The organism is Streptomyces sp. AgN23 (assembly GCF_001598115.1).
Taxonomy (GTDB): domain Bacteria; phylum Actinomycetota; class Actinomycetes; order Streptomycetales; family Streptomycetaceae; genus Streptomyces; species Streptomyces antimycoticus.
In genome coordinates this window covers 4,589,423-4,612,661 of record NZ_CP007153.1, presented here as the reverse complement: position 1 = coordinate 4,612,661, position 23,239 = coordinate 4,589,423, and the positions used below count along the sequence as shown (strand labels likewise).

General features: G+C 68.9%; 21 protein-coding genes and 1 pseudogene. 13 read left to right on the top strand and 9 right to left on the bottom strand.

The genetic code is table 11. From position 1 onward, the window contains the following. Position 1: 1 nt before the first annotated feature. On the top strand, positions 2-1,420 hold the full coding sequence (locus AS97_RS19750) for a hypothetical protein (protein ID WP_210565378.1): 1,419 nt from the start codon (positions 2-4) through the stop codon (positions 1,418-1,420). A 95-nt stretch (positions 1,421-1,515) separates the two neighbouring features. Here the strand turns inward: AS97_RS19750 and AS97_RS19745 are convergent, their stop codons facing one another. After that, positions 1,516-3,042, bottom strand: coding sequence for an oligopeptide:H+ symporter (locus AS97_RS19745; protein ID WP_059145138.1), 1,527 nt, complete (start codon positions 3,040-3,042; stop codon positions 1,516-1,518). Between the two features lie 325 nt (positions 3,043-3,367). On the opposite strand from AS97_RS19745, the gene AS97_RS19740 reads away from it, so the two are divergent. Together AS97_RS19740 and AS97_RS19735 are read left to right on the top strand one after the other, a co-directional pair. Then, positions 3,368-4,048 carry a response regulator transcription factor gene (locus AS97_RS19740; RefSeq protein ID WP_014061218.1) on the top strand — a complete coding sequence of 227 codons (681 nt, stop codon included), beginning with the start codon at positions 3,368-3,370 and terminating at the stop codon, positions 4,046-4,048. Between the two features lie 31 nt (positions 4,049-4,079). Next, positions 4,080-5,330 carry an ATP-binding protein gene (locus AS97_RS19735; protein ID WP_059145137.1) on the top strand — a complete coding sequence of 417 codons (1,251 nt, stop codon included), beginning with the start codon at positions 4,080-4,082 and terminating at the stop codon, positions 5,328-5,330. Between the two features lie 39 nt (positions 5,331-5,369). On the opposite strand, the gene AS97_RS19730 is transcribed toward AS97_RS19735, so the two are convergent. Further along, a complete protein-coding gene (locus AS97_RS19730; RefSeq protein ID WP_059145136.1) occupies positions 5,370-5,897 on the bottom strand; it encodes a GtrA family protein in 528 nt (175 codons plus the stop codon). 163 nt (positions 5,898-6,060) lie between these two features. Between AS97_RS19730 and AS97_RS19725 the strand changes: the two genes are divergently transcribed. From AS97_RS19725 to AS97_RS19715, 3 genes are all read left to right on the top strand, one after another. Then, the gene (locus AS97_RS19725) at positions 6,061-7,209 is read left to right on the top strand and encodes a 5-(carboxyamino)imidazole ribonucleotide synthase (protein WP_210565377.1); all 1,149 of its coding nucleotides are present in this window, start codon (positions 6,061-6,063) and stop codon (positions 7,207-7,209) included. Then, the gene (gene purE, locus AS97_RS19720; RefSeq protein ID WP_059145134.1) at positions 7,206-7,745 is read left to right on the top strand and encodes a 5-(carboxyamino)imidazole ribonucleotide mutase; all 540 of its coding nucleotides are present in this window, start codon (positions 7,206-7,208) and stop codon (positions 7,743-7,745) included. The genes AS97_RS19725 and purE overlap by 4 nt, the downstream gene beginning before the upstream one ends. Positions 7,746-7,955: 210 nt before the next feature. Then, positions 7,956-9,149: a dipeptidase gene (locus AS97_RS19715; protein ID WP_059145133.1), complete on the top strand. Its 1,194-nt coding sequence runs from the start codon at positions 7,956-7,958 to the stop codon at positions 9,147-9,149. A 97-nt stretch (positions 9,150-9,246) separates the two neighbouring features. Here AS97_RS19715 and AS97_RS19710 read toward each other — a convergent pair whose 3' ends face one another. Next, complete coding sequence (locus AS97_RS19710) at positions 9,247-9,615, bottom strand: VOC family protein (protein WP_086710711.1); 369 nt, start codon at positions 9,613-9,615, stop codon at positions 9,247-9,249. A 64-nt stretch (positions 9,616-9,679) separates the two neighbouring features. Continuing rightward, a complete protein-coding gene (locus AS97_RS19705; protein WP_086710710.1) occupies positions 9,680-11,020 on the bottom strand; it encodes a UDP-glucose/GDP-mannose dehydrogenase family protein in 1,341 nt (446 codons plus the stop codon). 164 nt (positions 11,021-11,184) lie between these two features. Here AS97_RS19705 and AS97_RS19700 point away from each other — a divergent pair, with 164 nt between their 5' ends. Continuing rightward, entirely contained in the window at positions 11,185-12,360 is a 1,176-nt protein-coding gene (locus AS97_RS19700) for an acyl-CoA dehydrogenase family protein (protein WP_059145130.1), read from the top strand. Between the two features lie 199 nt (positions 12,361-12,559). Here the strand turns inward: AS97_RS19700 and AS97_RS19695 are convergent, their stop codons facing one another. Both AS97_RS19695 and AS97_RS19690 read right to left on the bottom strand, forming a co-directional pair. Continuing rightward, positions 12,560-12,748 carry a hypothetical protein gene (locus tag AS97_RS19695; RefSeq protein ID WP_210567462.1) on the bottom strand — a complete coding sequence of 63 codons (189 nt, stop codon included), beginning with the start codon at positions 12,746-12,748 and terminating at the stop codon, positions 12,560-12,562. Positions 12,749-12,751: 3 nt separating this feature from the next. Continuing rightward, a complete protein-coding gene (locus AS97_RS19690) occupies positions 12,752-14,092 on the bottom strand; it encodes a tetratricopeptide repeat protein (protein WP_210565376.1) in 1,341 nt (446 codons plus the stop codon). Between the two features lie 587 nt (positions 14,093-14,679). Between AS97_RS19690 and AS97_RS19685 the strand changes: the two genes are divergently transcribed. From AS97_RS19685 to AS97_RS19670, 4 genes and pseudogenes are all read left to right on the top strand, one after another. Beyond that, entirely contained in the window at positions 14,680-14,841 is a 162-nt protein-coding gene (locus tag AS97_RS19685) for a hypothetical protein (protein ID WP_210565375.1), read from the top strand. Further along, a complete protein-coding gene (locus AS97_RS19680; protein ID WP_247204427.1) occupies positions 14,838-15,083 on the top strand; it encodes a hypothetical protein in 246 nt (81 codons plus the stop codon). Before AS97_RS19685 ends, AS97_RS19680 begins: the two co-directional genes overlap by 4 nt. A gap of 160 nt (positions 15,084-15,243) precedes the next feature. Next, positions 15,244-15,683, top strand: a pseudogene (locus AS97_RS19675) (hypothetical protein). A gap of 283 nt (positions 15,684-15,966) precedes the next feature. Then, a complete protein-coding gene (locus AS97_RS19670) occupies positions 15,967-16,596 on the top strand; it encodes a protein kinase family protein (RefSeq protein ID WP_349017595.1) in 630 nt (209 codons plus the stop codon). Positions 16,597-16,724: 128 nt separating this feature from the next. Here the strand turns inward: AS97_RS19670 and AS97_RS19665 are convergent, their stop codons facing one another. Further along, positions 16,725-18,047: an LCP family protein gene (locus AS97_RS19665; RefSeq protein WP_185930286.1), complete on the bottom strand. Its 1,323-nt coding sequence runs from the start codon at positions 18,045-18,047 to the stop codon at positions 16,725-16,727. A 107-nt stretch (positions 18,048-18,154) separates the two neighbouring features. On the opposite strand from AS97_RS19665, the gene AS97_RS19660 reads away from it, so the two are divergent. Beyond that, positions 18,155-18,727 carry an acyl-CoA thioesterase gene (locus AS97_RS19660; protein WP_059145128.1) on the top strand — a complete coding sequence of 191 codons (573 nt, stop codon included), beginning with the start codon at positions 18,155-18,157 and terminating at the stop codon, positions 18,725-18,727. Positions 18,728-18,733: 6 nt separating this feature from the next. Here the strand turns inward: AS97_RS19660 and AS97_RS19655 are convergent, their stop codons facing one another. Further along, complete coding sequence (locus AS97_RS19655; protein WP_059145127.1) at positions 18,734-20,188, bottom strand: LCP family protein; 1,455 nt, start codon at positions 20,186-20,188, stop codon at positions 18,734-18,736. A gap of 217 nt (positions 20,189-20,405) precedes the next feature. On the opposite strand from AS97_RS19655, the gene AS97_RS19650 reads away from it, so the two are divergent. Further along, complete coding sequence (locus AS97_RS19650; RefSeq protein ID WP_059145126.1) at positions 20,406-21,422, top strand: glycosyltransferase family 2 protein; 1,017 nt, start codon at positions 20,406-20,408, stop codon at positions 21,420-21,422. A gap of 90 nt (positions 21,423-21,512) precedes the next feature. Here AS97_RS19650 and AS97_RS19645 read toward each other — a convergent pair whose 3' ends face one another. After that, the gene (locus AS97_RS19645; protein WP_210565372.1) at positions 21,513-23,195 is read right to left on the bottom strand and encodes an LCP family protein; all 1,683 of its coding nucleotides are present in this window, start codon (positions 23,193-23,195) and stop codon (positions 21,513-21,515) included. Between the last annotated feature and the right edge of the window lie 44 nt (positions 23,196-23,239).

Genomic DNA, 23,239 nt, shown 5'->3' with positions numbered 1-23,239 from the left:
GATGCGACGAAGAGTGAGTGCGGCCGCCGTCGCGCTGCTGCTCGGCGGTGCGGGCGTGCTGCTCGGCGCGGGCAGCGCGGCGGGCGCCGAGGTCTCGTACAAGACCGAGTGTCTACCGCCTCCGATCTCCGGTATGCCGCCGGTGGAGGGCACCACGACCGTGGCCGTCACGGCACCGGCGACGGCCAAGGTCGGGGAGGAGGTCGAGGTGGTGTGGAAGACGGTGCAGGCCGCGTCCAAGAACCCGCCGATCCTCGACCTGGAGGCCAACACCATCCTGCCGACCGGCACCATCACGGTGGGCGGCGCGCAGACCGGTGACCTGTCCCTGGAGGGGCCGCGGGAGAACCCGGCGATCCCCAAGGGCGGTGAGATGAAGCTCTCCGACATGAAGGGGAAGCTGAAGCTCACGAAGGCGGGCGAGGTGACGCTGACGCCCGGCGGCTACAACATCAACGTCAGCAAGCCGCTGCCCACGGACACCAAGTGCTCGGCGAAGGAGGCCGTCAAGGCCGCCGCGACCATCAAGGTGACGGACGGCGGCAGCGGTCCGGGCGGCACGACCAGCGGTACCACCAGTGGTACGACGAGCGGCACGACGAGCGGCACGACCAGCGGTACCACGAGTGGCACCACCAGCGGCACGACGAGTGGCACCACCAGCGGCACCACCAGTGGTACGACGAGCGGGACGACCAGCGGCACCACCGGTGGCGGGGGCGGCGGAGACGATGCGTACACCGGTAAGGAGGTTGAGGTCGCCTACGCCTGCAAGACCCCCATCGGCGACAAGAACGCGACCTCCCCGGTCCAGATCAACGCCGCCAAGAGCGGCGGGAGTTTCGCGCTGACCGTGAAGTTCGGCAAGTCCGTGATGGACAGTCCGGCCGACATCCCCGCCGATTCGGTCAAACCGTCGATGGCCGTCAAGGTCGGCGGTGCCGACAAGGGCACCGTCGCCGTGGCGGGGCCGACCAACAAGGAGCCCATCAAGTCCGGTGATCCGATCGAGATCCCCGACCTCACCGGCACCTACAAGCCGGGCGCGAGCGGCAAGTCGACGCTCACCCCCGGGGTGCTGACGGTCAAGGCCCTCGGTACGACCACCACCTGCACCCCGTCCAAGGACCCTGGCGTCTCGCTCGAACTGGACACCACCGGCCAGCCCGGCGGCACCACCGGCGGTGACACGACGGGCGGTGGCACGAGCGGGGGCAGTGGCTCCGGAGGCGGCACCTCGGGCGGCAGCGGCACCTCGGGCAGCGGCGGTTCGGCCACCAGCGGCGGGCTCGCCGACACCGGTGCGAACGACCATGGCGGGCTGAAGGCGCTCGCCCTGATCGCCGGTACCACCGTTCTGCTCGGCGGCGCCATCTTCACCCTCACACCGTGGCGCAAACTGCGCGGCACCACCCGCTGAACCGCGTAGCCACACCGAACGGCGAAGGGCCCGGCGCGGTCTTCCCGCGCCGGGCCCCTCGTATCGCTGCGCAGTACCGCGTACCGCTATGGACGTCAGTGGACGTCGGCCATCAGGGCCACGACCTTCTTCCGGTACATGAAGACCGCGAAGCCCGCGAGCGCCGCCATGGCCGCCTCCAGCGTGATCACCCCGACCCCGCTCAGGTCGACCCCGGCGATGGACAGCAGCCCCGTGATGCAGTCGCCCGCGGTCACGGCCAGGAACCACACGCCCATCATCTGGCTGGCGTACTTCGCCGGCGCCATCTTGGTGGTCACCGACAGGCCGACCGGCGACAGGCACAGCTCGCCCATCGTCTGGACCATGTAGATCGACACCAGCCACAGCGGGCTGACCTTGGTCCCGTCCTGGGCCATCCCCATCGGCACGACGAAGACGAAGAACGAGGCGCCGATCAGGACCAGGGCCATCGCGAACTTCAGCGTGGTGTTCGGCTCCCGGTCACGCCGCGCCAGCCACAGCCACAGCCAGGCGAAGACCGGGGCCAGCGCCATGATCATCAGCGGGTTGACCGACTGGAACCACGAGGACGGGAAGTGCAGCCCGAAGATCGTGTCCGCGGTCTTGGCCTCGGCGAAGGCGGACAGCGTCGAACCGCCCTGGTCGTAGATCATCCAGAACACCGCGGCGGCCACGAAGAACCAGATGTAGCCGCTCACCTTGGTCTGCTCGACCGCCGAGAGCTCCCGGTCGCGCTTGATCCGGATGAGCACACCGGTCGGGATGATCAGGCCCAGGATGGTGATCGGAATCAGCACCCAGTTGAGGGTCCAGCTCCCGCTGAGCACCACGCCGGTGTAGAAGACCGCGGCGACGATCAGCCAGATCATCGCCTTGCGCAGCCAGGAGCGGCGCTCCTCGGTCGCCAGCGGGGTGGGGACGACGTTGCTCTCCGGGCTCAGATGGCGGGTGCCGATCAGGAACTGGACCAGGCCCAGGGCCATGCCCAGCGCGGCGAGCGCGAAGCCCAGGTGCCAGTTGTACGACTGGCCGACGGTGCCGATCACCAACGGAGCGGCGAACGCACCGAGGTTGATGCCGATGTAGAAGAGGGTGAAGCCGCCGTCCCGGCGCGGGTCCTGCGGACCGTCGTAGAGCTGGCCCACCATCGTCGAGATGTTGGCCTTGATCAGACCGGAGCCGAGCGCCACCAGGGCGAGGCCGACGAAGAAGGTCGCCTGGCCGGGGACGGAGAGCGCCAGATGTCCGGCCATGACGATCCCGGACGCGATGACCACCGTCTTGCGCGGACCCCACACCCGGTCGCCGAACCAGCCGCCCGGCATGGCCAGCAGATAGACCATGGCCAGGTAGACCGAGTAGATGGCCACCGCGTTGCCCTCGGTCAGCCCGAGCCCACCGCCCTGCCCGCCGGCCTTGGCGTCGGGGCCGCCGGAGATCAGATAGACCACGAGGAGGGCCCGCATGCCGTAGAAGCTGAACCGCTCCCACATCTCGATCATGAAGAGAGTGGCCAGGCCGCGAGGGTGGCCGAAGAAGGTTTTGCCGCCGGCAGGGGTCCCCTGCGCGGTGGCGCCCTTCGTCAGGCTGGACGCCATGGTGGTTTCCTTGCGTGCTCAGAGAGCGCTGCCGACAGGGCCAGCGCCCGTGGGGGGATGGCTGAGCGACTGAGCGCCGGACGTGGTCCGGGCCGGTTGTGCCGGCCCCTTCCCCGCTCCGGACATGACAGAGACCTTTGGGTGCGTCGTCGTCACCAAAGGCCCCGGAGGAGTGCTACAGACGTTGTTTCACCATACGACACGTACTTGACACTCTTGGAGGCGGTGAGAGATAGCTCACGGCGGAGGCGTGCAACCTTCCGTGCACCGTCCGTCGCGCCGTACGCGCCCCGTGCCCCGACCTCAGCGGACTACCATCACCCCCATGACCCGAGTACTGCTCGCCGAGGATGACGCATCCATCTCGGAGCCGCTCGCCCGTGCCCTGCGCCGCGAGGGGTACGAGGTCGAGGTGCGCGAGGACGGACCCACCGCGCTCGACGCCGGTCTGCAAGGAGGCGTCGACCTGCTCGTCCTCGACCTCGGCCTGCCCGGGATGGACGGGCTCGAGGTCTGCCGTCGGCTCCGCACGGAGGGCCACGGCTTTCCGGTGCTGGTGCTCACGGCCCGCGCGGACGAGGTGGACACGGTGGTCGGCCTGGACGCCGGCGCCGACGACTACGTCACCAAGCCGTTCCGGCTCGCCGAACTGCTCGCCCGGGTCCGGGCGCTGCTGCGGCGCGGTGCCGTCGAGACACAGCAACAGCAGCCGGCCACCCACGGGGTGCGGATCGACGTCGAGTCGCACCGCGCCTGGATGGGCGACGAGGAGCTGCAGCTGACCGCCAAGGAGTTCGACCTGCTGCGCGTCCTGGTGCGGGACGCCGGGCGGGTCGTCACCCGCGATCAGCTGATGCGCGAGGTGTGGGACACCACCTGGTGGTCCTCCACCAAGACCCTCGACATGCACATCTCCTGGCTGCGCAAGAAGCTCGGTGACGATGCGGCCAATCCCCGCTATATCGCCACCGTTCGTGGTGTCGGCTTCCGATTCGAGAAAAGCTGAAGAAGCCGACCAGTACTGACACGGTAGGGCAATGCGCCGTCGCTTGATCAACTCCACGCTGGCCGTGGTGCTCGTCGTCATCGCGGTCTTCGGCCTGTCGCTGGTCATCGTCGAGACGCGGACCATCGAGAACAGCGCCCAGGAGAGCGTGAGCTCCGATGCGGTGCGTCTGGTGAGCATCGTCGACAGCAGGCTGCTGGGGGGCGAGGGGGTCACCCCCAGAGTGCTGCGCGAGCAGATCGAGCCCGGCCGCTACGCCGTGATCAGGATGCCGGACCACCGCATTGTGGAGATCGGCAAGCGCCCCGAGGGCAGTGTCATCTCCGCCGAGGAGCCGGGTGAGCAGGGCGAGGTCGTACGGGTCGAGGCGTCCCGGACCACGGTGAGCCGCGAGGTCGGCCGCACCATGCTGATCATCCTCGCCGTCGCGCTGCTCGCCGTGCTCGCCGCCGTCGCCCTCGCCGTACGCCAGGCGCACCGGCTCTCCGCCCCGCTCACCGATCTCGCGGAGACCGCCGAGCGGCTGGGCTCCGGGGACCCCCGGCCGCGCCACCGGCGCTACGGGGTGCCGGAGCTGGACCGGGTCGCCGATGTGCTGGACGGGAGCGCCGAGCGGATCGCCCGGATGCTCACCGCCGAGCGGCGCCTGGCCGCCGACGCCTCGCATCAGCTCCGTACGCCGCTGACCGCGCTGTCGATGCGGCTGGAGGAGATCACGCTCACCGACGATCCGGAGACGGTCAAGGAGGAGGCGACGATCGCGCTGGGCCAGGTGGAGCGGCTCACCGACGTCGTCCAGCGGCTGCTGACCAATTCGCGCGATCCGCGCAGCGGCTCCGCGGTCGCCTTCGACCTGGACGAGGTCGTCAAGCAGCAGATCGAGGAGTGGCGCCCGGCCTCGCGCAGCGAGGGCCGCGCCATCGTGCGCTCGGGCAAGAAGGGGCTGCGCGCGGTGGGCACCCCGGGCGCGGTCGCCCAGGTGCTGGCGACGCTGATCGAGAACTCGCTGATGCACGGTGACGGTACGGTCGCGCTGCGTACCCGGGTCACCGGCAACCAGGCCGTGGTGGAGGTCTCCGACGAGGGTCCGGGGGTCTCGCCGGACCTGGGGGCGCGGGTCTTCGAGCGGACGGTCAGCGGACGGAACTCCACCGGCCTGGGGCTCGCCGTCGCACGGGATCTGGCGGAGGCGGACGGCGGCCGGCTGGAGTTGCTGCAGCAGCATCCGCCGGTGTTCGCGCTCTTCCTCAGCCGGGAGGCCGAGGACGCCTCGGGCTCCTGAGCGCGCCCGAGGGGCCCCTCGGGCGCGCTCCTTGCGGACCTACTTGCGGACCGGCTGCTTACGGGTGGCCTGGGCGGGCGGCGCGTCGGACAGGAAGGCTTCCGCGCGCACGACGGCGTCCCGTGCGGGCAGTGTCCGGAACACCCAGGTCCGGTAGGACCAGAAGCGGAAGAGGGTGCCCAGGCCGATCCCGAGGAACTTGAACACATTGCTCTGCAGTGAGCTGTCCCACCCGAAGCCATAGGTGGCGGCGTACAGCACACCGTTCTCGATGATCAGGCCGATGGCGCTGAACAGCAGAAAGAGGCTGAGCTCCTTGGTGCGGCCCTGCTTGTCGCGGTCCCGGTAGGTGAAGTAGCGGTATCCCACGTAGTTGAAGCCGGTGGCGACCACCGTGGCCACGATGCTGGCCCGCACCACCGGCAGTTCGGTGACGCTGCGGACCAGGTTGAACACCGCGAGATTGACGAAGACGCCGGCGCCGCCGACCACCCCGAACTTCGCGATCTCGCGAGCCAGTTGCCCCATCTGGGCGCGCAGCCCGCCGAGTGTGCTCCGTTCACTCATGGTGATCGTTCAGCCCCGTCCCGTCGGTGTCGTCCATCCCCCCATGCTAACCAGCGGCCGTGCCCCGCGCCCTTCAGACCGCGGCCAGGTGTCCGGTGGGTATCTCCGGAGGTTCCTCTGACGCAGGTCAGGGCCGGTCGGAGGGGGAAGTTACCCTGGGAGGGTGACATTCCCGGTAGTCGGCATGGTCGGCGGCGGCCAGCTCGCCCGTATGACCCACGAGGCGGGCATCCCCCTCGGCATCAGGTTCAAGCTGCTCAGTGACACCCCTCAGGACTCGGCGGCCCAGGTGGTCAGCGATGTCGTCATCGGCGACTACCGCGACCTGGACGTTCTTCGTGCTTTCGCACAAGGCTGTGATGTGGTCACCTTCGACCACGAGCATGTCCCGACGGAGCATCTGCGCGCCCTGGAAGCGGATGGCGTGGTCATCCGCCCCGGAGTCGAGGCGCTGCTGCACGCCCAGGACAAGGGGGTGATGCGCAAGCGGCTGAGCGAGGCCGGTGTGTCGTGCCCGCGCCACCGCATCGTGGCCGACCCCGAGGACGTCGCGCGGTTCGCGGCGGAAGCGGGGGAGGGCGACGGATTTCCGGTCGTCCTCAAGACGGTGCGCGGCGGTTACGACGGCAAGGGCGTGTGGGTTGTCCGCGGTGTGGAGGAGGCGGCCGAGCCGTTCCGCGCGGAGGTGCCCGTCCTCGCCGAGGAGATGGTCGACTTCGCCCGTGAGCTCGCCGCCAACGTCGTACGGTCCCCGCACGGCCAGGCCGTGGCCTACCCCGTCGTGGAGTCGATCCAGGTGGACGGGGTCTGCGACACGGTGATCGCCCCGGCCCCCGGTCTCTCCGAGGGGCTGTCCGCCACGGCGCAGGAGATGGCGCTGAAGATCGCGGCGGAGCTCGGGGTGGTCGGCCATCTCGCGGTCGAGCTGTTCGAGACCCGCGACGGCCGACTGCTGGTCAACGAGCTGGCGATGCGCCCCCACAACTCCGGTCACTGGACCCAGGACGGCGCCGTCACCTCCCAGTTCGCCAACCATGTGCGGGCCGTGCTGGACCTCCCGCTCGGCGATCCGCGGCCGCGCGCGCCGTGGACCGTGATGACCAATGTGCTCGGCGGCGACTACCCCGATATGTACGGGGCGTATCTGCACTGCATGGCGCGCGACCCGGCGCTCAAGATCCATATGTATGGCAAGGACGTGAAGCCCGGGCGCAAGGTCGGCCACGTCAACACCTATGGCGACGACCTGGCCGATGTGCGCGAGCGCGGCCGGCACGCCGCCGACTACCTCCGAGGGACCATCACCGAATGAGCGCTCCTGTGATCGGCATCGTCATGGGCTCCGACTCCGACTGGCCCGTCATGGAAGAAGCGGCCAAGGCCCTCGACGAGTTCGAGGTCCCGTACGAGGTGGATGTCGTCTCGGCCCACCGCATGCCGCGCGAGATGGTCGCCTACGGGGAGAACGCGGCGTCCCGCGGCCTCAAGGCCATCATCGCGGGCGCGGGCGGCGCCGCCCACCTCCCGGGCATGCTCGCGTCCGTCACCCCGCTGCCGGTGATCGGGGTGCCCGTACCGCTGAAGTACCTCGACGGCATGGACTCCCTGCTGTCGATCGTCCAGATGCCCGCGGGCGTCCCGGTGGCCACCGTCTCCATCGGCGGCGCCCGCAACGCGGGCCTGCTCGCCGCCCGGATCCTGGCCGCACACGACCCCGGACTCCAGGCGCGGATGTGCGAGTTCCAGGACGAACTCAACGCCCAGGCCACGGAAAAGGGCAAGCGCCTGCGGGCGAAGGTGGACGGGGCGGGATCGTTCGGCTTCAACTCCAGCCCCTCCGGCGTTTGAGGAGCACCCCCAGCCCCTCCGGGAACCCCTGCCCCTCCGGCGTGAGGAGCAATTCCAGCCCCTCCGGCGTTTGAGGAGCGGGGGCCTGGGCGCGGAGCCCCGGGTTTCGGGAAGGGGCGGGGTGGGGGCAAGCCCGCCGCAGGCGCCCACCCCGCCCCGCCCTGCCCCCCAACACGTGACTTCGACGCCACCCCATACGAAACTACGGAAATGACCGATCACCTCGCGCAAGCCCACGACCTGCTGGCCGCCCACCCCGTCGTAGACGGCCACAACGACTTCCCCTGGGCCCTGCGCGAGCAGGTCCGCTACGACCTCGACCAGCGCGACATGGCCGCCGACCTCACCCCGCACACCCACACCGACATCCCCCGACTCCGCGCGGGCGGCGTGGGCGCCCAATTCTGGTCGGTGTACGTGCGCTCGGACTTCAGCGGTGACACCGCGGTCAGCGCCACCCTCGAACAGATCGATGTCGTCCGCCGTTTCACCGAGCGCTACGCCACCGACCTGCGCCCGGCGTTCACCGCCGACGACATGGAGGCGGCGCGGGCCGAGGGCCGGATCGCCTCCCTCATGGGCGCCGAGGGCGGCCACAGCATCAACTGCTCCCTGGCCACCCTCCGCACCCTGTACGACCTGGGCGTGCGGTACATGACGCTGACCCACAACGACAACGTCCCCTGGGCCGACTCGGCGACCGACGAGCCGAAGGCGCACGGCCTCACCCGCTTCGGCGAGGAGGTGGTGCGCGAGATGAACCGCCTGGGCATGCTCGTCGACCTCTCCCATGTCTCGGCCGACACCATGCGGGACGCGCTCCGGGTGACCGAGGCGCCCGTGGTCTTCTCGCACTCCTCCGCGCGCGCCGTCTGCGACCATCCGCGCAACATCCCCGACGATGTGCTGGCGCTGCTGCCCGCCAACGGGGGCGTGGCGATGGTCACCTTCGTCCCCAAGTTCGTTCTCCCCGAGGCGGTCGCCTGGACCAAGGCAGCGGACGAGAACATGCGCGCCCACGGAATGCATCCGCTGGAGATGACGCCCGCCGGGATGGAGGTCCAGCGCGCCTTCGAGGAGGCCAACCCGCGTCCCCTGGCGACCGTGTCGACCGTCGCCGACCATCTCGACCATATGCGCGAGGTGGCGGGCATCGACCACATCGGCATCGGCGGCGACTTCGACGGCACCGCCTTCACTCCCGAGGGCCTCACCGATGTCGCGGGCTATCCGAACCTGATCGCCGAGCTTCTCGACCGCCGCTGGTCACCGGCCGACCTCGCCAAGCTGACCTGGCAGAACGCGGTCCGTACGCTGCGCGGCGCCGAGGACGCGGCACGCGCCGCGCAGAGCAACCGCGGCCCGTCCCTCGCGACCATCGACCACCTGGACGCCGCCGAGTAACGGGGAACGGCGCCGAACCACCCGCCCCCGCCGCTGAGCACCCGATCCGCTCCCACCGGACGCCCTCCGGTGGGAGCGGAAGGTTCTGCGGGACGAGTCAGGGATGGATCAGGCAGAAGGGGTGCCCCGCCGGGTCGGCGAAGACGCGGAAGTCCCGCTTCCCGCCCTCGTCGTCGAGGTCCAGCGCACGGGCCCCCAGCGCCAGCACCCGCTCCTGCGCCGCCGCCATATCGGGCACCCGCAGATCGAGGTGCAGCTGCTGCGACTCCTTCGCCGACGGCCAGCTCGGCGCCACGAAGCCGGGTGCCTCCTGAAAGGCCAGCCGCGTCCCGTCGGGCAGGTGGAGATCGACCCAGGGCTTCCCCTCGTTTTTGATCTCACCGCCCAGCACCTCCTGGTAGAAGTGGGCGAGCGCGGTGGCGTCGGGGCAATCGATCGCGACAAGTTCCAGTTTGGCGATGGCCATGGCTCCTCCTTGGATCCCGTCCCGGGTTGACCGAACGGGCTCCGTCAAACGGGAAGCCTCGGTCCTACGCCAGCGGGCGCCCGAGCGCCCGGTAGGTCCAGCCGGCCTCGCGCCAGTGGTCGGGGTCCAGGGCGTTGCGCCCATCCAGGATCCGGCGCTCGGCGACGACGCCGCCGAGGGCCGCCGGGTCCAGCTCGCGGAACTCGCGCCACTCGGTGAGATGCAGCACCGCATGGGCGCCCTGCGCCGCCTCGGCCGCCGTCGCCGCGTAGGCGAGGGTCGGGAAGAGGGCCCGGGCGTTCTCCATGCCCTTGGGGTCGAAGACGGTGACCTGGGCGCCCTGGAGCTGTATCTGACCGGCCACGTTGAGTGCGGGGGAGTCCCGGACGTCGTCGGAGTCCGGCTTGAAGGTCGCGCCCAGCACGGCGACCCGCTTGCCCAGGAAGCTGCCACCGACGGCCTCGCGGGCCAGCTCGACCATATGGCCGCGGCGCCGCATATTGATCGAGTCGACCTCGCGGAGGAAGGTCAGCGCCTGGTCGGCGCCGAGTTCACCGGCGCGCGCCATGAAGGCCCGGATGTCCTTGGGCAGACAACCGCCGCCGAAGCCGATCCCGGCCCGCAGGAACTTACTTCCGATGCGCTCGTCGTAGCCGATGGCCTCGGCCAGCTTGACCACATCGCCGCCCGCCGCCTCGCAGACCTCGGCCATGGCGTTGATGAAGGAGATCTTGGTCGCCAGGAAGGAGTTGGCGGCGACCTTCACCAGCTCGGCGGTGGGGAAGTCGGTCACCACGAAGGGCGAGCCCTCGGCGGTGGGCGTCTCGTACACCTCGCGGAGCAGCTTCTCGGCCCGGTCGCCGGCGACGCCGACCACGATCCGGTCCGGGTGCAGGGTGTCCTGGACGGCGAACCCCTCGCGCAGGAACTCGGGGTTCCAGGCGAGCTCCGCGTCCGCCCCCACCGGGGCCAGCTCGGCCAGCCGGGCCGCGAGCAGGTCGGCGCTGCCGACCGGCACCGTGGACTTGCCCACGACCAGCGCGGGGCGGCGCAGATGCGGGGCGAGCGAGTCCACCGCGGCGTTCACATAACTCATGTCACAGGCGTACTCGCCGTGCTTCTGCGGGGTGTTCACACAGATGAAGTGGATGTCGCCGAACTCCCCGGCCTCCTCGTAGGAGGTGGTGAAGCGCAGCCGCCCGGTGGCGCCCTCGAACCCCGCGACGTGGCGCCGCAGCAGGTCCTCGAGGCCGGGCTCGTACATGGGCACCCGGCCCTCGGTGAGCATCGCGATCTTCTCGGGCACGATGTCGAGGCCGAGCACCTCGAAGCCCAGTTCCGCCATGGCCGCTGCGTGGGTGGCGCCGAGGTAGCCGGTGCCGATCACAGTGATCTTGAGGGCCATGCAGTGCTCCAGAACGGTCGATCGCAGATGCGGTGCCTGAGCATAGTCGGGACCGGGGGACGGGCTCAGCCGACTCTGTCAGGTAGGTCACGTATACCTACCGGGGCGTCGCCCCTAGAATTCAGTTACTTAACGGTAGTTAGCACTCTTGGGGAGTGAGAGGCTTGGCGTCCTCGGTGAACGACTTCGACCTGTACCGGCCGTCCGAGGAGCATGACATGCTCCGGGACGCCGTCCGATCTCTCGCCGAGGCGAAGATAGCCCCCTTCGCCGCAGAGGTCGACGAGGGGGCCCGGTTCCCCCAGGAGGCGCTCGACGCCCTGGTCGCGAACGATCTGCACGCGGTGCACGTCCCCGAGTCCTACGGCGGCTCCGGCGCGGACGCGCTGGCCACCGTGATCGTCATCGAGGAGGTCGCCCGGGTCTGCGCCTCCTCGTCCCTGATCCCCGCGGTCAACAAGCTGGGCTCGCTGCCGGTCATCCTCTCCGCCTCCGAGGAGCTGAAGACGAGGTACCTGGCCCCGCTCGCCAAGGGCGACGCGATGTTCTCGTACTGCCTCTCCGAGCCGGACGCGGGCTCGGACGCGGCGGGGATGAAGACCAAGGCGGTGCGCGACGGCGACTTCTACGTCCTCAACGGCGTCAAGCGCTGGATCACTAACGCCGGGGTCTCCGAGTACTACACGGTGATGGCCGTCACCGACCCCGAGAAGCGCTCCAAGGGCATCTCCGCCTTCGTCGTCGAGAAGTCCGACCCGGGCGTCTCCTTCGGCGCCCCGGAGAAGAAGCTCGGCATCAAGGGCTCCCCGACCCGGGAGGTCTATCTCGACAACGTCCGCATCCCCGCGGACCGGATGATCGGCGAAGAGGGCACCGGCTTCGCCACCGCCATGAAGACCCTGGACCACACCCGGATCACCATCGCCGCGCAGGCCCTCGGCATAGCCCAGGGCGCCCTGGACTACGCCAAGGGGTATGTCCAGGAGCGCAAGCAGTTCGGCAAGCCGATCGGCGACTTCCAGGGCGTCCAGTTCATGCTCGCCGACATGGCCATGAAGCTGGAGGCCGCCCGGCAGCTCACCTACGCGGCGGCGGCCAAGTCCGAGCGGGTCTCCGCCGGAGGCGGCAAGGAGGACCTGACGTTCTTCGGCGCCGCGGCCAAGTGCTACGCCTCGGATGCCGCGATGGAGATCACCACGGACGCCGTCCAGCTCCTCGGCGGCTACGGCTACACCCGTGACTACCCGCTCGAGCGGATGATGCGCGATGCCAAGATCACGCAAATTTATGAAGGCACGAACCAAGTCCAGCGGATCGTGATGGCCAGGAACCTCCCCTAGCGGGGTTTTCGCAGGTCAGGCACTGTTTCGACGGCCCGGCGAGTCGGTCACGGCTTCCTGTCCATTGCGGCCCGATCAGGCCCGTCCCTGGGCGTCATGCTGGGGAAATCCTGGGCAGATGCCGAGCTGGAAACGGCCTCTGACCTGTGTAAACAGCGCAGCCCCCGGCGCAAAGCCGGGGGCTGTTGTCGTACGCGGATCAGGCGACCTCTGATGCCTCCGTGGGATCGTCAGCGCCGGGCATCAGCATCGTTGCGATGGCGGCCCGGCCGCGCTGCTCGGCCCCTTCGAAGATGTAGTGGTAGTGCTCCCTCAGCACGTCCGTACCGCTGTGGCCCATCCAGTCGGCCACATCGTTCTCGGGGACTCCGGCGTACAGCGCGCGCATTTCTCAGACCAGCAGCGAGGCAGGCATGACCATTCGCGCGCGGTCATTCAGATCCCGAGCAGCGTGATTCTGTAGGTGCGGTTTGATCAGTTTTAGCATGCTTTGCATTCGCTGATCAGCCCTCCCTGATTGGACTAGCAGGTAATCGTCAAGTGCGCTGTGCCAAGTGGCGCATGCTGCCTCCATATGCCCAATAGCGATTTGCCGTTCGGCCAGAATGGCCCGCTCCTTGACGCGAGTGCGCCGATAAACGTCATACCTCAACCGGTCTGACTGCTTCATTGCTTCAACTGCACCAGTTACATCACCAAGCTCGTAACGAACCTGACTGGTGTGATAGTTCAAGGCCGCTGGATCATACGATCCAAATGCTTTCTGCTGAGACTCGGCCTTATCCATAGCGATTTCAGCTTCCCGAAGGTACATGAGCGCCTTGGCTTTTTCGCCAATCTGCGCCGAAGCGTGTGCCTGTTGGCCAGCAAGAAATGCTCGCATCCTGGGACCGGCCTTGGGGGATGCGGCAGCAGCGGCATCGGCAAGCCTCGTCGCGGCCCTGCCATGCCCCAGGTCAACTGCCTGAACGCTCATCCCTCGCAGCGTGGTGCAGTAAGTCAGGTGATCCTCTGAGGCTCCAGCCAATTCCAAAGCTTTCAGGTAATACTGCTGCGCTAAACCGTGAATACCTTCGTCAACAGCCATGTACCCCGTGAGGTAGCAGAGGTCCGACGCTGCGGACATCATCGCTTTACGGACCGCCTCCGAAGCGTTGGCCCGGAGGTACGGAGCCACCGTATTGACAAGGAAAGCTGCGGCCATGGGTCGCGCATGGCGGCCGCCGAACTGATCATCAAGCTCTGAGATCCGTTCGGTCATGGCCACGACCGTATGGACATCAGGCATCCCTATGCGCTGCACTCGCCCTGTCTGAATGGCTTCCATGCGGCCCACAACGTCCGGCCAGTTGGGTACCGTCAGCGCGACAGAGAAGAGGCTCACGCCAAGGACACTGCGGCGCGAGGGGTCCATGTCCTGCCTCCCCAAGTCGATCAACGCCTCAACGGTACCCGGGCGTGCGTTCGACTCATCGGCAGGCAGGGGGAACCCTGCCTCAGCGTGCGTGATCGGGCGGCCCAGCTTGCGGGCGAACGCCTCCAGGATCAGTGGTCGGGCAGCCTCTTTCGGCATGTGCCCCCGAAGCCACTGATGGGCGGACGGCTCTCGGTACTTCTGCGGCGTTCCGCGTTCCGTGCCGATGCGGTTGACCTCCTGTGCGAGCTGCCGCAGCGTCCACCCGGTCTCTCGGAACAGCCGGTCCAGGCCCTTGTTCGGCTCCCGCTCACTCACTCGGCGCTCAACTCCTCAGCTAAAGCAGGCGCTTAAAGCTCTTAAAAACCGCCGTTCTCGCCACGGTACCGCGATGCGTAGCGGAGCGGTTGCCTAGAGCGAGAAGGACCCCCGCGACCGTGCGACCGGTCCGGGGGCGTGGTCAACGCTGAAGAGGAGCGTCAACGTGAGAAAGCGTATCGCCCGATCCATGGAACGGTGGGGACGAAGGTTATTCCCCGTCCCTGGGCGCCATCGGACGACCGATGCCTCAAAGCCCACACCGGCACGCGTCGCCGTGCCCGTACCCGCCTCGACCTGTGCGCCTGTCCGTATCGCGGACTCGCCCACGCTTCAGCTCCCGCGTATCCCGGCTGAAGACCGTTTCCCAATCGCTTGGGATACCGACCCCGTGCCGTTGTACGTCCTCCGGCACGAGCGGCAGCGAGCACTGGCGGTCTCGCGGTGAGCGCGATCGAGCCTCCAGCCCAACCGCAGGAGGCACAGCAAAACGCGCCCAAGCCCTCGACTCAGAAGGAGTTGGACCAGCGTGCGGAGACCCTGAAGAAGAAGATCGACAAGCATCTTGGGCGCGGAGGGCGGACCCGATGACCTCATGTGCCACATGCACCCGGCTGAAGCAGGAGAAGGCCAAGGCCATGGAAGCCGGTGACTATCGGCTGGCCGCCGATCTTGAACTGAAGATCCGGCACCATCCGGACGGTCACACGATGCCTCCGTTCGGCCCTCGATGGGGGTGGATCGGGTGAACGAGCCGACGCCGTACAACGGCCCGCAACCGGGCGAGGAGGCTTACGACGCTGCCGCAGAGCGCACGGGCATCCTCCAAGCCATCTGTGACGCCGATGAACTCGCCTTCGACCACCGCATGCCGGGCCCACTCGTCGCGTTCCTCCGCCCCCAGAGGGGCGGACAGGAGTGGATGACCGACTCCAGGAACCTCCAGTTCCCCGAGGCAGCACGACCGCACCCCAACCCCGGCGACAAGTAGTCGCCTTGACGCATCCCATGACTCCACCCGCCGGACGGTGTTGATCCCCGCCTGGTGGGTGGGTGAGCCCCCGCCCCGATCGTTCGCAACAGGAAGGGCTAGCGGTCGGGGCGGGTCAGCAAGTGCCGTGCACCACTCCAACCAGGGAGAGAACACAGCAATGACAGCAGTAGCGAACGACCAGCGGACCGGCCGCTCACTGGTCAGCGAAGAGTTATTCGGCAGCCTCGCTCACTTCGTGGCCATCCACAACGCGCAGACCCCGGAGCGGGCCGAGCGCATCGCCGACCAGGCGGTTGCGTTCCTCGGCACCGTGGCCACCGCCACCGTGCCCATGGTCCCGTCGGACGACGTGGACATGGGACTGCACGCCTTCATCCTGCACACCAAGGCGTACGGGGAGTCTGCGACCAGCACGCCGGGCGCTTCCTGCACCACAACCCCGCCCCCGGCGGCGGTCGCACCCTCGAAGCCGTCACCACCACGGCGCATGCCATGAAAGCGGCGGGCTTCATGGTCTTCGATGACCTGTGGACCGTGAACGGTGAGAGCGCCGCGCAGTGTGACTCGGACTGCGGACGGGACTACAGGGCCAACTGACCGCCTGTAATGTCCGGCCGATGACGTGAAGCGGGACCGGCTCTCACAGAGGGCCGGTCCCGCCTCTGGGAGGAGTTGCGCTGTGACCCATTCGGGGCCATACGAACTACCGGGTAGCGTGCTCGACACGCTTACGCCCGTGTCGAAGCGACAGGTACTGAACCGTCGTGGATCAACCGTTTGGGAGATCACCACAGACGGAGGCAGGCATGCCGCAAAGGTCGGGTATCCAAGCGCGACGCATGCATGGACGGCCTTGGCTCCTGCCCGTGAGGGCACCATCTTGCAGCAGCTCAGCCCCGGAGGGGTGAGTTACGGCGACTGGGAACACGGCACCTGGAACATCCAGCCCTGGCACCAGGGCGAGAGTCTGTTTGACCTGTGGCAGCCACACCGCGCCGAAGGGGCGTCATCGGAACCCGACCCAGGTGAAGCACTGTCGTGCGCGGAAGCCGTAGCCGCATTGCACGCCACGGGGTGGGCGCACGGGGACATTCAACCCGCGCATCTGATCATCAGCGATGAGAGAACAGCGCTCATTGATCTCGCCCTGGCCTACGGCGGAGACATCCCCACCGCGTACGACTTCAGCTATCGAGGCTGTCTCGTCCACTACGAGAGCCCAGAGATTTCCCGGAGCGTGCTGGAGACCGGTACGGCCACTCCGACCATGGCGGCGGACGTCTACGCCCTTGGTGCCTCTCTCTTCATCAGCGCGACCGGATTGCGCCACGTGGCGTACCCCGACGACGCCAGCCGCAAGGATCAGCGGCAAGCCATCGTGAAGGGACCGCACCGCCCGGTGAACGTGCCCGGAGTGCTCGGCAAGCTCATCGAAGCCATGCTCAGCCCCGAGCCGGCCGACCGGCCCAGGAGTGCCGAAATCTGTAAGGAACTGAGCAGCGGGCACTGAGGCCCCTTGATCCGCGCCGCCCACCAGGTTCAGCGCATCGTGATGGCGCGCAACCTTCCGTAGTCCTCGACGCACAAAAGACCGCTGCCGGGCCCGACGGGCCCGGCAGCGGTCTTCGCTGGTCCGGATCAGTTGCTGGAGACCGTGACCGTCTCGTCGTTCTTCAGCTCGCCCATCAGCTGCTTGACCTTGGCCATATCCCACTGCACCGCGCTGCCCTTGGAAGTGGCCAGGCCGGGGTTGGAGATCGGCATGTTCATCTGCTTGCCGTCACCGCCGGAGACGCTCTTCATCGCGAAGAACATGTCCTTCACGTCCCACAGGCTCATGTCCTTGTCGACGACCAGGTTGTCCAGGCCGGCGCCCATCGTCGGGTAGAGCTTGAACGGGTTCATGATCGTGCTCGGCGAGGCCGCCTTGTTGGCCAGTGCGGAGAGGAACTTCTGCTGGTTCTTGGTGCGGTCCAGGTCGCCGCCCGCGAGGCCGTAGCGCTGCCGGACGAAGGCGAGCGCCTGCTGGCCGTTCAGCGTCTGCTTGCCCTTCTTCAGGTCATTGCCGGACTTCTTGTCCTTCATGTCCTGCGGGATGTCGATGTCGACGCCGCCGACCCCGTCCACGAGATTGGCGAAGCCGTCGAAGCCGATCTCCGCGTAGTGGTCGATCTTCAGGCCGGTGTTGTACTCGATCGTGCGGACGAGCAGCCCGGGGCCCTCGGAGGAGTACGACGCGTTCAGCTTGTTCTGGCTCTGCGGGATCCGCCGGCCGCTCTCCGAGCCGGTGAAGGCCGGGATGGTGACCCAGGAGTCACGCGGGAGGCTGACCATGGTGTTGCCGTTCTCACCGACGTGGAGAAGGATCATGGAGTCGGTGCGGCGGCCGTCGGCCGAGCCGGTGTGCAGCTTCTTCTTGTCCTCGTCGGACATGCCCTCGCGGCTGTCCGAACCCACGATCAGGTAGTTGGTGCCCTTGCCGCCGCCCGGCCGGTCCTCGACCTTGCTCAGGTCGACCTCGTTGCGGAGCTTGGAGTCGGCCCAGATGTAGGTGCCGATGCCGACGGCGAGCAGCAGGACGACCAGGGTGACCAGGCCGATGGTTATCCGGCGCTTCCAGTTCTTCGGCCTCACCGGACGCGGGCCGGGGCCGCCAGGACCGCCGGGGCCGTAGGGGTCGCCGCCGCCGGGCCCGCCGTTGCCGTGGCCGTAGACCTGCCCGGTGTTGTAACCGTCGTCGTAGTCGTCATAGCCCTGGGACGCCTGCTGCCGCGGAATGGTGCCGTGCGGCGAGAGGTCGGGCGGCAGTGGCGGCTCGTTGTAGGGCGGCTGACCGCCCGCACCGGGTGCCGCGCGTCTCACCTGTGGCATGGCGCGCGCCCCTTCCGGGTCGGGGCTGCCGCTACCACGTCCGTACCGGCCGCTGCGGTCGCCGGTCGATCCCTGGGGCCATTCGCTCATGCAAGGCAGTGTGCCTGGTCGGGTGGGTCGCCTTACAGGGCGGGTGCCGGATCGGGGCACGGCTGTTGCAGACCTGATAAGAATCTGGTCCGCATAAGGTGGACGGCATGACCCATCAGGCCCACGGTCCGGAACCGGAGCTTCCGGGAAAGCCCACCTCCGCCTCCCGTACCACGCTGTCACACATCATGACGGGCAGTGACACCAATCTGCTCGGGACCGTCCACGGCGGCGTGATCATGAAACTGGTGGACGACGCGGCCGGAGCGGTCGCCGGACGCCACTCCGAGGGGCCCGCGGTCACCGCGTCGATGGACGAGATGGTCTTCCTCGAACCGGTCAGAGTCGGCGACCTCGTTCATGTGAAGGCCCAGGTCAACTGGACCGGCCGGTCCTCCATGGAGATCGGGGTGCGGGTGCTGGCCGAGCGGTGGAACGAGTCCACGCCCGCCACCCAGGTCGGCAGCGCCTATCTGGTCTTCGCCGCCGTCGACGCCGACGGCAAGCCCCGGCCGGTGCCCGCGGTCATCCCGGAGACCGAGCGGGACAAGCGGCGCTACCAGGAGGCCGAGATCCGCCGGACCCACCGGCTGGCCCGCCGCCGCGCGATCAAGGAACTCCGTGCCCGGCGCGTCGCCCCGCGCGCCGACGACGACGCCGAGGACGCCGGCCGGCGGTGACCCCGGTCAGAGGGAGCGAGTGCCGCCCTCGGGGCAGACGACCTCGTCGCCGGTGATGGCCCCGAACCCGGCAGTGTCGGTCCGCGGCTTCTCGACCCGGACCCGCCGCACACCCGCGTAGTCCGCGCCGATGGTGATCTGCATCACCGCGCCCTGCCCGACCACCGGCTTCAGCCGGGCTCCGGGCAGCGCGGCCGCCAGCGAGCGCACCGAGCGGTCCCAGACCGGGTCGTACGCGATCACCGTGCGCCGGACGTCGGGGGTCGCGGCGTCGGCGGGGGAGCCGGTGGTGGCGAAGCCGGTGGCGTGCAGCGCGCGGTCCGCGCGGCGGGCGAGCCCCGCCGTATCGGTGCCGTTGAGCACGTGGACCCGGATCTGGCCCGGGTCCACGTCGACCGGGGTGGCGCCGGGACGCTTCGGGCGGTGGGCGACCAGCGGCCGGTCCTCGCGGAGGGTGGCGAAGAGCCGTTCGGCCTTGGGCTGGTCCCAGCGGAGCGTGGAGCCGGACCCCTTCACCGGGACGCCGGGCAGGATCACCGGGACCGAGGCGAACTCCGAGGACGCGGGGGTGACGCCGCTCATCGCCCGCCCCAGGGCGACCATGTCCGCCGCCCCGAAGCCGTGGTCGGCGCGGACCGAGCCCAGCAGGGCCCCGGCCACCCGGTTGAACCGCACCGGGTTGAGCAGGATGCCTCCGGCCGTGGTCTGGTGGACCACGGCGGCCAGGAAGCGCTGCTGGCGCTGGATCCGGCCCAGGTCGGAGGTGCCGTCGACATGCCGGGAGCGGACGTACTGCAGCGCCTGGCCGCCGTTCAGGACATGGGTGCCCGCCGCCAGATCAAGCCCGGTGTGGTCGTCCTTGAGCGGCCGCGCGGTGCAGATCTTGACCCCGCCGAGCACATCGACCGTCTTCATGAAGCTGGTGAAGTCCACCTCGAGGTAGTGGTCGATGTGGATGCCGGTCAGATGCTCCACGGTGCGCACGGTCAGGCTCGGCCCGCCCTCGGCGTACGCGGCGTTGAGCTTCCGCGGATGGTGCGGATGGCGCTTGCCGGTGGCGTCGGTGTACGCGGGGATCTGGGCGTACGAGTCGCGGGGCAGGCTCACCGCGCTGACCCGGCGGTGGTCGGCGGACAGATGCATCAACATGATCGTGTCGGTGCAGCGGCAGGGGGCTCCGCCCAGCCGGTACAGCGCCTTCTCCCGAGGCGTGATCTTCTCCCGTCCGTCCGTGCCGACCACGAGGAAGTTGACGCCCCCGCCGGTGTTCTTCGGCCGGTTGTCCAGGCCGCCGAAGGCATCCACCCGGTGGATCCCGGATTCGAGCTCACTGACCAGCAGATGCCCGATGCCGCTGACCGCCAGCACCAGAGCGGCGCCGCCGGTGGCGAGCCGCAGCCCCCAGCGGGGGCGGCGGGAGCGGGGGCGCGGCGGGCGCGGCGATCGGGCCGGTGCACTCACTCCGGGGACCTCCGTGAACGGGTGGGCTGGGCGGAACCGCCTCACCGTAGGCCCATACGACGATCGCTTTGACGGCCCCACGCCGCCCGTGTGGCGCACTGCCACCCGGGCGGCGCGTTCCGGTGTCGCCCATTCGCGGTAACGTGGGCGCGATATCGCAGTCTTTTGGGGCCCCACCCCCAGTCACCTGGGCCCGGCCCCCGAACCCCGAGGTGTCATGCCCCCGCATCAGCTCCCGGCCGTCTCCGTGATCATGCCGGTGCTCAATGAGGAACGCCATCTGCGCAATGCCGTGCGGCACATCCTGGAGCAGGAGTACGACGGCGAGATGGAGGTGGTGATCGCGCTCGGCCCGTCCGCGGACCGTACCGACGAGATCGCCGCCGAACTGGTGGCGGAGGACTCCCGGGTGCATACGGTCCCCAACCCCACGGGCCGCACCCCCGCCGCCCTGAACGCGGCGATCAAGGCATCCCGCCATCCGGTGGTGGTGCGGGTCGACGGCCATGGCATGCTCTCGCCGAACTACATCGCGACCGCCGTCCGGCTCCTGGAGGAGACCGGCGCGCAGAACGTCGGCGGGATCATGCACGCCGAGGGCGAGAACGACTGGGAGAAGGCCGTCGCCGCCGCCATGACCTCCAAGATCGGCGTGGGCAACGCGGCCTTCCACACCGGCGGCGACGCGGCCCCCGCCGAGACCGTCTATCTGGGCGTCTTCCGGCGCGAGGCGCTGGAACAGCAGGGCGGCTACAACGAGGAGTTCATCCGCGCCCAGGACTGGGAGCTGAACTTCCGGATCCGCGAGGCCGGCGGGCTCATCTGGTTCTCGCCCGAGCTGAAGGTCTCCTACCGGCCGCGGCCGAGCGTGCGGGCCCTGGCCAAGCAGTACAAGGACTACGGGCGCTGGCGCCATGTCGTCGCCCGCTTCCACCAGGGCTCGATCAATCTGCGCTATCTCGCCCCGCCGACCGCCGTCGTCGCCATCGCGGCGGGCATCGTGGTGGGCGCGGCCGTCACCCCGTGGGCCTTCGTGATCCCCGGCGGCTATCTGGCCGCGATCGTCGCGGGCTCGATCCCGGCGGGCAAGGGGCTTCCGGTGGCCGCCCGGCTGCGGGTCCCGGTGGCGCTCGCGACCATGCACATGTCCTGGGGCTGGGGCTTTCTGACCAGCCCGCGGGCGCTCGCCAAGCGGGTCATCGCCAGCCGCCGCCCGGCGGTCATGGCCCCGTAGCCCTACGCGAAGGGGCCGGACCCGCTGGTGGGTCCGGCCCCTTCGCCGTGCCGTCACCGGGGGCGTCTTCGCGGTGGCGTCACGGGGGCGTCAGAAGCTGTAGCCCTGGTTGACCTTCATACAGCCCTTCTCCTCGCCGTTGAGCGCGTCCGCGCTCTCGGGCGTCTTGCCGTCGTCGTCCGTCGTCGCCTTCGGATAGGCGGTGCCCTCGCGCCAGTCGTTGCCGACCACCACGGTGATCTCCTGGATCGACGTCGACGACTTCGCCGCGGACTTCGGCAGCTTCAGCGCCTTGGCCACGGCCAGGCCGTCGCCCTGCCGGTCCTCGCCCGGGTAGAGGACGGTGGTGTCGGCCTGCGAGATCAGCACCGAGTTCGCGGTGGCCTTGGCGTAGCCCAGCCGCACCAGCTCGGAGGTGATCTCCGAGGCCCGGCCGGAGGCCGGCCCCAGGACGGTGCTGGCGGTGCCGTTCTGCACCACCACCGGGAGCTGGTCCTTGGGCGCGGTGGGCTTCGGGGTCGCGTCGGGCTTCTTCTTGTCCTTGCCGTCCAGGCTTATGTCGTTGCGCAGCAGCGAGAAGGTCTGCTCGGCGTCGCCCGGCTTGGGCAGCACGTACTTCTCGCCGGCGCCGTACACCCAGGGCATGGTGATCATGGTGGTGCGCTTGGTCGGCACCCGCTTGAGGTCATTGCCCAGGTCGTACAGCTTCTTGGGGGAGCCGAGGCCGTGGTCGACAGTCAGCGCCTTGGTGGCGGCCTCCGTGAGGTCCATCAACTTGCCCGGGTCGCTGAGCTTGGTCCCCGACTTGAGCTGGCGGATCATCGAGGTCATGTACATGTGCTGGGCCTTGGCCCGGCCTATGTCGGTGTTGTCCTCGAAGCCGTAGCGGGTGCGCAGCCACTGGAGCGCCTGGACGCCCTTGACGTTGTGGGTGCCCTTGGTCAGCTTCAGACCGGAGCCGTGGCCCTCGCTGTCATGGGAGTAGACGTTGTTGTTCACGCACACCGGTACGCCGCCGATGGCGTCCGCAATGGAGACCACCCCGGAGAAGTCGATCATCATGAAGTGATCGATGTAGACGCCGGTGAGTTCCTTCCAGGTGGCGACCGTGCAGCCCGGACCGCCGTACTGGAGCGACTCGTTGATGGGCCCCACGGTCTTCGGGTAGACCGTCCCGTCGTCCGGATCGGTGCACCGGGGGATGGTCACCCGGGTGTCGCGCGGAATGCTGACCACCGACATATTGCTGCGGTCGGCCGAGACATGCACCAGCATCTGCACATCGGCCAGCGGTTTGCGGTCCGCGTCCCGCTTGGCGCCGCCGAGCTTGACGTTCTCCGCGGTGTTCCGGCCGTCGGAGCCGATGAGCAGGATGTTGAGGGGGGTCTGTCCGGCGGCGTTGGGCTCGGGTCTGCCGAGCTTGCTGTCGCCGAGGTCCAGATCCTCCTTCTTCAGATTGCCGTTCAGGTGTTCGTAGTAGAAGTATCCGGCGCCGGCCCCGCCGAGTACCAGCACGGCCAGCGTCAGGGCGGTCCAGCGCAGGATCCGCACCCCGCGACTCCGCTTCGGCGGCTCCTTGCCGCGCCGCCGGTTGGCGCCCGATCCTCCACCGCCCGGCCCTCCACCGCTCAGCCCTCCACCGCTCGAGCGGCGCCCCGCGTCCGGTGACGCGGGGCGCTCCCCTTCCGACGGGCTGCCGTCCTCACCGTGCTCACGGGGTTCGGGAACGGTGGCCCGCCGCCCTCTTCTCCCCCGCACACTGCTCTGCCGCATCGGGCCTCCTGCTGTCTGTCTGTCTGTCGTCCGGCCCAATGGAA